This window comes from Corynebacterium sp. HMSC055A01 (assembly GCF_001809405.1).
Taxonomy (GTDB): domain Bacteria; phylum Actinomycetota; class Actinomycetes; order Mycobacteriales; family Mycobacteriaceae; genus Corynebacterium; species Corynebacterium hesseae.
Window position 1 is genome coordinate 18,767 of record NZ_KV797567.1, and the last position, 10,896, is coordinate 29,662.

Genomic DNA, 10,896 nt, shown 5'->3' on the forward strand with positions numbered 1-10,896 from the left:
AGGAAGCGATGCGCCTCCCGTACCTCGCATCATCGCCACCGATCAGCGCGCCCGCAATGGCCTCACTGCCAACCTGTGGATAACTTGTTGAAAGCATCAACAACATATCCGTTTCGCCCGGTAAGGACTCCTTTTCACGCACCCAGGGTGCGCACTCCCGCTAGTGCTGGCGGAAGGTGGAATCATCCCCTTCGCTCATCTGCTTGAGCATGGCGTTATAGCTTTCCAAATCAGCATCACCGTCAATATCCGCCTTAGCATCATGGCGCCGAGCGGTGGCACGATCCTCCCGCAGCCAGTCGAGGAAGAGCGAACCAAACACAATCACCAGCGGGAATTGGCCGAAGCCCCAGGAAATACCGCCGCCGGTTCGTTGGTCCGTGACAAAGTCCGGGTGCCACGGCAAGCTCAAGGACTCATAGAAGTCCAAGCCCAGAATGACTTGCATCTGCATGAGGTAGACGCCAGCAAAAAGGTGCAGGGGCATCGACACGAAGAGGATGAGCAGGCGAATGCCCGTCGGCGCGCGCCACGGCAACGGGTCCGGGCCAATAACCTCCCAGTAGTAGATGTAGCCAGAGATCAGGAAGACCCAGTTCATGATCACGTGCCCAGCGTGTTCCGAAATGGCGAGCTCATAAAAGTTCGGGAAAAGATAGAGCACGTAGAGGAAAGCCAGGAACTGCACAACGTTGACCGCTGGATGCGTAAGAATGCGCAAGGTACGAGCCTTGGTGAGGGCGACGGCAGCGTCGTGAAGCGTGGGCTTGCCCGGCTCCCCAGGCTCAAAAGCTTCCATCACTAAGGTCACCGGAGCGCCCAGCACAAGGCACAGCGGGACTGCCATGGACAGAATCATGTGCACCAACATGTGCATGGAGTACAGCGCCGGCATATACAAGCCGATGCCATTGCTCATGATCAGCGTCATGCCCAGCGCTCCCACTAGGAACCACGCAGTGCGTCCTGCCGACCACGTCAGCCCGCGGCGCTTGAGGCGCCACAGCGCGTACAGGTAGAAGCCGGCCAGCACGATCCCCAGCGAGCCAAACATGAGATCAAAGCGGAACATGGTCCACACGTTGGTGGCGGTGGGGGCGTCGAAAAGCTCATAGCCCAGCAGGATCTGCATGGCATTGAGATTCGGGTCCCGCGGCGGCGGGGGCGGCGTACGGCCCATCGAGATGGCCACGCCAACGGTCGCCGCCATGATGAGAACCTCAACCACAGCCACCCTGATAAACAGGCGCGGCGAACTCTTCAAGTGAGGGATGGTGACCCGTCGGTGCACGAAGCCGATGGCCGCCAACACCACGGTGAGCACCGCTTTGCTCAGCACCAACAGGCCGTATCGAGTAGTGAACAGATCCCCGAACTCAACGCGAATCAGCGCATTAACTACGCCTGTAGCTGCCAGCCCCACGATGGAGAACAAAGCGACCGTGGAATAGCGACGCACCGCCACACCCATATCTGGGCCAAGGCGGCGGCCATGGGCGATGAGCCCCATGAGTCCACCGACCCAGAGCATGATGAAGAACAGGTGCAGCAGCAGCGAGTTCGTACCGTAGTCATGATCGCCGCCGGAAGCCGAGTGGCCCTCCATCCCGAGAGGCACCGTCAGCAACAATGACAAGAAAAACGTTCCGACCTGGCCCGCCCACGTGCGTGCGACAAAACCAGATACGGCAACAACCACTGCGATAGCTGCGGTGAGCAGCCAGACTTGCGACGCCGCGATCTGCCCCACTGCCATGCCCATCAGCTCTGGGTTGAGAACCTTGGCCAACGGGGTGCCGGTGAGATCCGACATGACGAGAGGGACCTCTAATAAAGACACCACCGCGGCGCCCACCGCCGCCCATGCGCCGGTCCGCGCTGCGATGTGCCCATCGACGGTGAGCGTGGCCTTGATGAGACGCTCGTTGTCCTTATCCGGTACCGCCGGGTAGATAAAGAAGGCGCTCGACATAAAGGAGCCGATAGAAAGCGCCATGAGCATCCACGCGATAGCGCGGAAGAAGGGCAGGCCGAACGTTGTCATACGCCCTGGGTCGGGGATGCCTAGGGCGGCGAGCGAGTCCGCAAGAAAGAACAGAGAAATGATTCCGCCCACGAGGCCCGCGAAGACGACGAAAGAAAGATTCAACAAGCGGGAAGGCTGCGCTCCCGACGTCGAGCGCGCCGCCCCCCGAAAGCGCTGTGAGCTGGGAGTTTCTTTCTCAGTGTGCATGGTGGGCAGTCTACCGTCACGGAGGTTCTCTTACCTAAAAAGTAGTTTTTTCTAAGCTTTCGGGTAGTCTGCTCTTATGGACTCTCGCCAGCTTCACCATTTTCGGTCCGTTGTGGACCACGGTTCATTCACGCAAGCTGCGGAAGCACTGCAGCTCACGCAACCTTCTTTAAGCCTGACCGTGCGCAAACTTGAAAAGGATCTCAACGTGAAGCTGCTCTCCCGCGGGCGCGGTGGAGTCCGAACCACAGAGGCCGGAGATTACCTCTATGGCGTCGCTACCTCGATAGATTCCCTTCTTACCACCGCCACCACGCGCCTTGCCGAAATTGCATCCGGCAGCGCGGGCTCTGTGACGTTATGCTCCGCCCCCGAGTTCAACTGGCTTTATATGCCAGAGATTCTGTGCCGCATGCGCCAGCGCGCACCGGAGGTAAGTGTTTCCTTAAAGGACTTAGAACCAACCGCCACGTTGAGAGAGGTCCTGGATGGCTCAGCGGAGTTGGGAATCCTCCTCACCACTAACCCACAGCGCTTCCACCAAGACTACGGCGCGCAGCTCACCATTGACTGCGCCGCAGAAATGGAGGTGCACGTCGCGCTCCCCGAGAGGCTTAAAGGCTTGCCCGACCCCGTGCGGTTGACCGACCTGAGCGCTGAGACCTGGCTCTTGCCGCCGCGCTGGCCGGAACTCAGCGGTTTGCCGGAAGCAATGGATCAGGTGTGGGCTAAGGCAGCATTAAGCAAGCCCGTTACAGTCCAAGAAGTTCCCACGTTGCAAACGGGGTTGCCACTCGTGGCGGGCGACTACGGCATCAGCCTCCTGCCGCACACCGCGCAGGCTTTGGGCCAGCAGGGAGTCCACTTCCGGCGAATCGCGGAAGCCCTCCCGACCGTGCAGGCGCTCGTCATCCACCGCGCGGACCGTGCGCTGAGCCCCGCGGCGCGCACGCTTAACGACGTCCTCCTCAACGCCTACGCCGAGCCAACGCCAGCGGTAGCCCGATAATCGGACTACACGCCCCAGTGCGTTATGATGGCGCGGTACGCCTCCATAGCTCAGTGGATTAGAGCAGTGGGTTTCTACCCCATGTGTCGCGGGTTCGAATCCTGCTGGGGGCACTTTTTCTTTCCCCCTTCTACTAGCGTTTTTGCTGGTGGGAGGGGGTTTCTACGTTTTCGCACATACAGTCGTTTACAGCCATTTACAGCGGTTTACGGTGGCGCATGTCGTGGAAATGTCGTGGGATTCTAGCCCCCTAAAACGCAGAAAAAGACCCCCACCCGTACAGGGTGAGGGCTAAAACTTCAAAGACTTTCAAAAGTCGTTTTCTAGCTCGTCTGGGATAGGCAGCTCGTCAACGCTCTCCGGGTGGCGCAGTCGCCACTGGCGGATATGATTCACGGCGACAAAGTAGCGGCTTTTCCACACCTCCAATTTGTCACGCAGCTCCGCAATCTCGCCCCGCATCTCCGCAATCGACTTGTCACGTTCTTTCAGCTGCTCATTCGTCCACGCACGAATACTATTAGTGAATGATTCCCATTCGGGGCCTCTGGCCTCGATTTCCGTCTTTTTCTTCTGGCTTTTCTCCGTCAGGTGAGTACCGATAAGGGTGCCGAGCACGCCAATCACGCCGACGATGACTGTTGCCAGCGGCCCGTCTACTGGCATACCATCATCTCCCATCTGTGACTGTGACCTGGCTAGTCTGCCCCCGCCCGTACGCGTAGAGGGTCATGGTGGCGATTCCGATGTATCCGAGTGAGGACACCCAGGCCCGGGGGAGGTCGTCGAATACCGTGGCGAAGATAAAGCTGAGTGCCCACATGGAGTGCAGCCCCACCACCGCGCCAACAGCAGAGGGTACGAGCTTCGGTACCCGCGTGGCGCACAGGCAGAGTAGCCCCATGAGGATCCACACCACTGCCCACGCCGGGGGGTTAAGCACACTCTCCATGAAATGCGTCGGCTTGCGCTCAGGGTCAACCAGCACCGGCGTGTAGGACATGCCGCGTGCAATGGAGATACTTCCGAGGGCTAGGAGGCCGGCGGCGTCGGAGACGAGCCAGCGGGCAACTCGGCGTTTAGCGCTCTCCCATCTCACGACTGCTCCCCTGCTGTGGTTGGCCCGGTGTACACCGGTAGTACGGGCACGTCCTCCGGCTCTGGTGCGGTGGGCTGCTCAATGACTACACCTACAGGTGCTTCGTCGGATTCGCGGCCCGTATTCACAGCGGCGAGAAGGCCACCGATGAGTGCGGCTAGACCACCGGTCTGCCCCAGCCAGCCGTCTACCTGGTCGGGGCTGGCGATACCGAAAGCGACGAGGGCCAGGCCCACGGCGGCGACGATGACGTACACGGCTAGGCGAATCCACCATGGGGTGCCGATGACGGCGCGGGGCTTCGGCGCGGGGTTGGTGTAGTGCTTGGCCATTATCGTTCCTCCAACTTCTTCTCGATGCGGGCGAGGTCTTGGCGGATTGCAGCCACGGCGTCGACGAGGGTCAAATTCTGGCCCTTATCATTCTTGCCGAGTTGCTCCCAGCCGTTCCCCGATGGGCCACGTAGTTGCCGCCAGATTTCCTGAATCGCCTCAATCTGCGGCCCTAGGTATCCCGAGATGAATGCCCTGGTGTGGGCGTTGACTTGTTCTACTGCGTTCATGGTGACGCTACTCCCTCCAGTGTTCTTAGCCGGTGTCTTTCCGGTGGCTTTTCCTGCTTTTAGCTCGTCGTAGAAGCGTTGCGCCTCATCCATCCACTGCTGGTGATACTTGCCGGCGCGCCCACCGAACCCGTTACCGGCCTTCGGGCCGGACAGGTGGACTGGGCAACCTGTCGCGGTGAACTCGAAATGGTCTCGAATGTTCTTGCCGTACACGGGCCTGCCGAGGTTGAAATACAGGCAGTATGCGGCAGCTACACGAGCGCCTGTAGTGATTGTGGCGTCACTGATGTTCCACGAATCAGGGTGGAAGTCGCCCTGGTTTCGTGCGCGCCCGGTGATGTTGGAATGCTCGATAGCGATAGTGCGCTGATTAGCCCACTGGGAGGCATTAGCCCACGCGGTATCGTTATCATAGACGGTTTGCACCCACCTACCAGTGGGGCCGATGACGTGGTGGGCGGAGGCGGGGCGCGAGCTCCAGATTTCGTCTACGACGGCTTCACCTTCACCGATGTACATGAGGTGGTGGCGGGTAATGAACTGGATTTTTTGGCCTGCACGCCCCGGGGTGTAGTGCTTGCCGATTCGATAAATCTTATCGGGCTCTAGCTTGTAATAGTCGCGTGCCATGATGTCCTCCTAGGCTTTTTGGAAGAGGGCGGGGGCTACGGTGGGCGCCCAGTGATCTGCCAACGTATGGCCTTGCAGGACTCGATATTTTGCGTCCTGGTAGAGCACGTACTGGCCTGCCTTTACCTGGATACCGGCGACGAACGGGAACGGGTTTTCTTGGCTTCCTTGTGCGATGACCTTGCCTCTGCCGTCGGTCTTGGGTGCGGGTGGTAGGACTTCGTGGGTAACATCCCGCCAGATGTTGGTGTGGACGCCCTCGGCCCCTGGTTCCCAGGCGTTGAGGTTCTCGGCTTCCGATACCCAGTACTTGTCGCCGTGCTTGACGACGCCGCCCTGGCGGTGGGCCTTGAGGAAGTCAGCTCCTGGGTTAGCCCATGCTGGCACCTTTTCGGGGTCAGCTTTTGCTTCTTCGAGGGTGACGTGGGTGGAGACCAAATCCGGGGCGGTTATGGATAGGCTAGCCACGATGGAGACGCGGGCTTTTTCCTCGGCGGCGCGGGCGGGGCGCTCACGACGTTCGCGGGACACCGCGGCGGCGGCCTCCATGAGCCGGTCCTCGGGGATAGCCTTGAGGCCCTCCACCCAGGCATCAAAGTCGAATTCTTCCATGATTAATTTTCCTTTCAGATATAAGCGAAAGCCACCCCCGGGGGGTGGCTGAGTTAGGCCTGGGGGAACGGGGCAATCGTCATCGTGGCGTGACCCCTATCGGCAGACGACCAATCACCATCGCCAGAAATAAGGAAATATCCCCAGCCAGTTGCACTAATGGTCGTTGTCTTAGACTCCCCAGGCTGACAAGAAAATAGGTTGATCCAGTAGCTGTCCGGGCCGGGCATCCACGCGATGTTAATTGGGGATGCGAGATAGTTAGTGATCATTATGCTGTAGCCACCGGCAGGCAGATACCACCGCAAACTCGAGGGCGGCTGTCCGCCGATTTCTTCCCTAGACTGAATGCGGTGTGCGTATAAATGCTTTCCCGAGTTGGGTACAGTCCACGTCACCGCGACAGGCATCGGGAAATCCAAGTTAGGGGTAGCCATTACGCGACCACCCCCGCGGTGGCTAGGTTTCGGGCGGGAAGTTCACGACCTGCACCGACACGGAGCCATTGTTCATCGCCTGTGTCGTGACACGTTCTGCGTGGATGCGCAGGTAGACGCCTCCATCGTTGTAGTTGGTACCCGCGTTGGAGATATGGCCCGTCCAAATCTTCTCTGTTGTATTCTGCACGCCTTTCACCAGGGCGAGCGTCTTTGAAACATCCCTTCCTTGGTTCAGGGTCAATTCCAGGGTTGCGGCTTCCATGCTTGTAGCAATGACTGTGACCAGTGATAGGCCCTTTGGCAGGTACAAGAATTGGAGCCCGCCGGCGTCGATGCGTTCCATCTGGGCCCGCGTAGCATACCCCTCCGCGCCGCGCTTGAAGACGTAGGTTTTTGGCAGGTACAGATCCATCATTGGGGAGGTCATTTAACAATCCCCCCCCGCGTGGATATTGAGGGGTTTAAGCAAAGTCTGCATTCAGTCCTCCTAAAAAGAGTTGGGGCCGTATAGCCTCACGGCAATCGGCGAGCGTTACAGAATCGGGCGGTATCCAACCGATATTCCATCGAACTCCGCCTTAGTTTTGGCATCAGGCCAAATCGGGAACACTTTGACCGAAATCGAATACCAATCTGAAATCGGAAACATGTATAAGAGGTTTGTTCCAAACCGAAACTCTCCTATCTTTCCCGAGAACGTACCGCCTGAACGCTGGGCAGTAACTTCTACGTGCCCCGAAAAATCAATAGGTCCTTTGCTGACATACAGCGTGGGTTCCCCGCTTGAAGTATCAGACGATATTCCTACAGAAACCATTAGGGAACCGTCATCCCATTTCAGCTGATTCGGGTTCTTCCACCGGTCAAATTCCAGAACCCGAACGCGCCGGAAACTAGATAGCCACGAAAACTTTTGAACGTTAGTGAGTGTTTGGTTACGCGCCGTCTCGGCACCTCTTTGCGCCGCTTGAGCCTGCTTGACAGAATCAACTGATTTCTGAATGTTGCCCACCACTTCATCGCGGGCCTTATTGGCCCCCTTTAGGGCCTCGATTGAATCATTAGCCGCATCGACCGCGATATTTGTTTGGGCGATGGCGTTCGCGTTTTCTTCCGAGGCTTGCGCGGCGGACATAGCGGCCTGCGCGGCCTGGGATGCAGCAGCCGCAACGTAGCGGATAGCCTGGGCTAGGAGGCGTTGGGATTCTTCGAGGACATCAATCTGCTCTTGCAGCTTCTTATCGGCCTCAATCAGCTTCTTGTCCGCTTCCGCGAGCGCCGCGATAGCCTGAGCATTCAAATCAGCAGCACGCAACGCTTCCGCCGCCGCCTGGCTCGCTTGCATAGCAGCCGCACCAGCCTGAGCCGCCGCCATAGCAGCATATTTAATCGCTTCACCATGGATTTCTAGTACGTCGCTATGCGTAGCCAGAATGTCATCATGCGCGGACAGTACCGCCTGGTGCTTCGCGGCGACTTCCTTCAGCACATCCGCGAGAGAGCGGCCCGCGCCACCGGCGTTATCCAGTAGGGATTGAGCATCTTTGAGGGACTTCCGCGCCGCATCCTGAAGCGGGGACAGTTCCTGAAGCAACGCTTCCGCTTCATCCACGAGCTGCTGCGACGTAGCCGCATCCTGAGCCGCCGCGTTAGCCGCACGCTGCGCCGCCACAACCTGCTTCTCACCAGCAGCCACCGCCGCCGCAGCCTCCTGAGCAGCCTTAGCCGCCTCACCAGACAGGCGAGCCACCTCAGCGTGCGCGGCCACCACGTCATCGCGGAGCGGATCGAGCTTATCCAGCACCTCTTCCGCCTGGCGGGCGTACTCAATCGCCAGAGACGCCGACGCCTGAGCCTGCGCACCCTGAGCCGCCGCCGCACCCGTCAACTGCCGCACCAACTGCAAAATAGCGTTAGACGAATCCACAGCCTCACGGGCCCGCTCAATACTGCCCTCGATGTCCAGGCCGTCAACCAGGGCGGCTGTTTCATCAGCAGTCTTCTTAGCCTCATCCGCCGTCGACTTAGCAGAATCAGCAGTCGACCGAGCCTGAGACACCTGCCGCGTACGCTGCCGCTTCTCATTCTCAATCTGCCCCAAAATCTCATTATTCCGGCGCAGACGAGCCTCACTATCCGAAGCAACTTGTCCGCCAACATGCACACGCACACCACGCAAACCACCATCAACCGACGACTCCAAATCGCCAGCCGTGACAGGCAACCTGAGGTAATTACCCCACACGCGATAACGCACGATATCGTCCAAGCCGAAATCCCGGCCCAGCTCAAACCCATTCATGCCGGCGCGGGAAATATCCCGCTCCACATACACGTCCCCCTCGGAACGCTTCTCAGTGGAATCAATCGCCAGCTCAAGGTCAGACGTTTGCGCCTCAAGGTTGATAGTGGCGTCCTGGCGGATAAACCCGAAATCAAACCGTCCCATCTTCTGCCCAGGGTTGCGGGCAATATAGCCGTTCTGAATCCGGTCGTCCTCAACCTGTTGCTCCCGCCCCTCCGGGATAACAACATCGAAACGACCATACGAGTAGAACGCCAATCGGCGTCCCATGGTCACGCTGCCACCATCCGAGGACAGCACAACATGGTCTTTGACTGCCAAGCTACTTCACCTCCAAAGTTTGCCGCACCCGAACCACCATCGTCGGGGCGTTCAGGGTTAGCCCCTTCACCGGCTTGTCCCCCGGTAGCCACAGGCCAACATCGAGGACAACACCCGCCGCCATGGCCTGCGCCGATACTTCATCAAGCACGGACTGGTCCGTGGGGCGTATCAGAATGTAAGGAGATTCCAACCCGCTTGAGGTGGGGTCAACCACCATCGGCGGTGCCTTCACCACCTCCGGGCCCATCGCCTTCCACGTGGCCTGCAAAGACTCCGACACCAGCCGGCGAATCACCGCCTCAGCCTCACCATCAACGGTGACGCCATCGGCAACCGTGACCAGCTTGAAGTCCTGCAAGTCACGCGGCTTCGAGAACCGCGCGCCCACATTCTCCGGGCCCGCCCAGTCACGCGTGAACGTCGTCCACTTACCCGACACAGTTGTTGGGGCAGAGAAACACGGCACAAGGGCCAGCTTTTTCAGAAGGTCAACACCATTAATCTCAATCAATGATGGGAGCTCACGCCCCGCCTCCGCCGCCACGTGCGTGACCTGGTAGACGCGGCGCATATCCTCACGCTCCACAATCACATAACGGCTAGCATCCAACGACGTTGAGAGAGCTTTGCCCTCCGCGTCGAGCTCTAGCCACTGCCCTCGCGTCGAAGACAGGCCCTGTGCCACCAATTCATCGCAAATCGGGTGCACGCTCCCATCCAGGGCGCGCACGGATAACTGCATCCGTAGTGATGTTGGGGCGTTCTTGGTTTGCGGCGCGGTCATGGACACCACAGGTGGGCAATCCATCAGCGGTTCGCAGTTTTCATCTAACAGGCCGACGTACTGCCCCTGGTCGGCCACTACTTGAGTGCGGTGCAGTCGGTAAGAATCCCAATCTACCGCCATGGATCAAGTACTCCTATCTGCCACTCAAGCGTGGCCCCGGTAGGCAGACGGTAGGTGCGTTTCTGCCCGGCGGGCACACCCTCGGGGTAAGCACCACTCATTTGCTTCCTAAGTGCGAAATCTGGTGTGCCGTCCTTAGTAGTTACGAAACCGGCCTGAGCCATCGAGAGAGACACAACGCGTTCCCCGTTTGCTTGTGGGAGGGGGAAACGTGCCCCGGAGGGGAGGTAAACGGTTCCGGTAGCCCCTCCCCACCTGATTTGTGGCCATACTGTAAGGTCGCCCCAATTGGTCACTGTGACGGTACCCGTGGCGGACTGCCAATCCGTCCACCACCCGCACCTATCTGCCACCAACGGCACCTGCACATCGCGCACAAAACCGCCAGACGTCGGGTCCTCCTCCGGCGGCGAAATCGGCCCAGACAAGCGCACCTGAGCCGACAACGCATGAGAAGGCGACTCCACCACCAGCGTGCCCGGCCGTGTGCGCGAAAAACCAGAACGGAACTTCGCCCACACCGCATCTACCTGAGCCCCACTATCCCCACGCACCAGCACCGTAAGCGTGCCAGTCATCGGCGTCGGTTGGAAAGAATCAAGCGACTGACCAACATCACCCACGCGGGCAACAGTAACGTCATCACCATCACCCACCAGGCCATCAATGCCACCGGACTTAATGCCGGCCAGCCACTTATCACCCATAAGCACCCACTCGTGCCCATCAGGCGCGTAGTACCGAATCTTGTACCGATTCACCTACAACTCCT

11 protein-coding genes and 1 tRNA gene are annotated in these 10,896 nt (G+C 59.2%); 2 read left to right on the forward strand and 10 right to left on the reverse strand.

Annotation, left to right across the window (positions count from 1 at the left end):
• Positions 1–160: 160 nt before the first annotated feature.
• The gene (locus tag HMPREF2604_RS05015) at positions 161–2,233 is read right to left on the reverse strand and encodes a bifunctional copper resistance protein CopD/cytochrome c oxidase assembly protein (RefSeq protein ID WP_070563726.1); all 2,073 of its coding nucleotides are present in this window, start codon (positions 2,231–2,233) and stop codon (positions 161–163) included.
• A gap of 76 nt (positions 2,234–2,309) precedes the next feature.
• On the opposite strand from HMPREF2604_RS05015, the gene HMPREF2604_RS05020 reads away from it, so the two are divergent.
• A complete protein-coding gene (locus HMPREF2604_RS05020; RefSeq protein ID WP_070531529.1) occupies positions 2,310–3,242 on the forward strand; it encodes a LysR family transcriptional regulator in 933 nt (310 codons plus the stop codon).
• Positions 3,243–3,281: 39 nt separating this feature from the next.
• Positions 3,282–3,355: transfer RNA gene (locus tag HMPREF2604_RS05025), tRNA-Arg, on the forward strand.
• Positions 3,356–3,551: 196 nt separating this feature from the next.
• On the opposite strand, the gene HMPREF2604_RS05030 is transcribed toward HMPREF2604_RS05025, so the two are convergent.
• The 9 genes from HMPREF2604_RS05030 to HMPREF2604_RS05075 all read right to left on the reverse strand — a co-directional run bounded on the left by HMPREF2604_RS05030 (position 3,552) and on the right by HMPREF2604_RS05075 (position 10,885).
• Positions 3,552–3,908, reverse strand: a complete 357-nt coding sequence (locus tag HMPREF2604_RS05030) for a hypothetical protein (RefSeq protein ID WP_070563729.1) — start codon at positions 3,906–3,908, stop codon at positions 3,552–3,554.
• 4 nt (positions 3,909–3,912) lie between these two features.
• On the reverse strand, positions 3,913–4,341 hold the full coding sequence (locus HMPREF2604_RS05035) for a hypothetical protein (protein WP_070563732.1): 429 nt from the start codon (positions 4,339–4,341) through the stop codon (positions 3,913–3,915).
• Positions 4,338–4,673, reverse strand: a complete 336-nt coding sequence (locus HMPREF2604_RS05040; RefSeq protein WP_070563735.1) for a hypothetical protein — start codon at positions 4,671–4,673, stop codon at positions 4,338–4,340. The genes HMPREF2604_RS05035 and HMPREF2604_RS05040 overlap by 4 nt, the downstream gene beginning before the upstream one ends.
• Positions 4,673–5,536: a peptidoglycan recognition protein family protein gene (locus HMPREF2604_RS05045; protein ID WP_070563738.1), complete on the reverse strand. Its 864-nt coding sequence runs from the start codon at positions 5,534–5,536 to the stop codon at positions 4,673–4,675. The genes HMPREF2604_RS05040 and HMPREF2604_RS05045 overlap by 1 nt, the downstream gene beginning before the upstream one ends.
• A 9-nt stretch (positions 5,537–5,545) precedes the next feature.
• Entirely contained in the window at positions 5,546–6,148 is a 603-nt protein-coding gene (locus HMPREF2604_RS05050; RefSeq protein WP_070563741.1) for a carbohydrate-binding protein, read from the reverse strand.
• A gap of 459 nt (positions 6,149–6,607) precedes the next feature.
• Positions 6,608–7,003, reverse strand: coding sequence for a hypothetical protein (locus HMPREF2604_RS05060; RefSeq protein ID WP_070563747.1), 396 nt, complete (start codon positions 7,001–7,003; stop codon positions 6,608–6,610).
• Between the two features lie 117 nt (positions 7,004–7,120).
• The gene (locus tag HMPREF2604_RS05065) at positions 7,121–9,214 is read right to left on the reverse strand and encodes a hypothetical protein (protein WP_070563750.1); all 2,094 of its coding nucleotides are present in this window, start codon (positions 9,212–9,214) and stop codon (positions 7,121–7,123) included.
• Between the two features lies 1 nt (position 9,215).
• The gene (locus HMPREF2604_RS05070; RefSeq protein WP_070563753.1) at positions 9,216–10,124 is read right to left on the reverse strand and encodes a hypothetical protein; all 909 of its coding nucleotides are present in this window, start codon (positions 10,122–10,124) and stop codon (positions 9,216–9,218) included.
• Positions 10,115–10,885 (reverse strand): hypothetical protein, encoded by a 771-nt coding sequence (locus HMPREF2604_RS05075; protein ID WP_070563756.1) that lies wholly within the window; start codon positions 10,883–10,885, stop codon positions 10,115–10,117. Before HMPREF2604_RS05075 ends, HMPREF2604_RS05070 begins: the two co-directional genes overlap by 10 nt.
• Between the last annotated feature and the right edge of the window lie 11 nt (positions 10,886–10,896).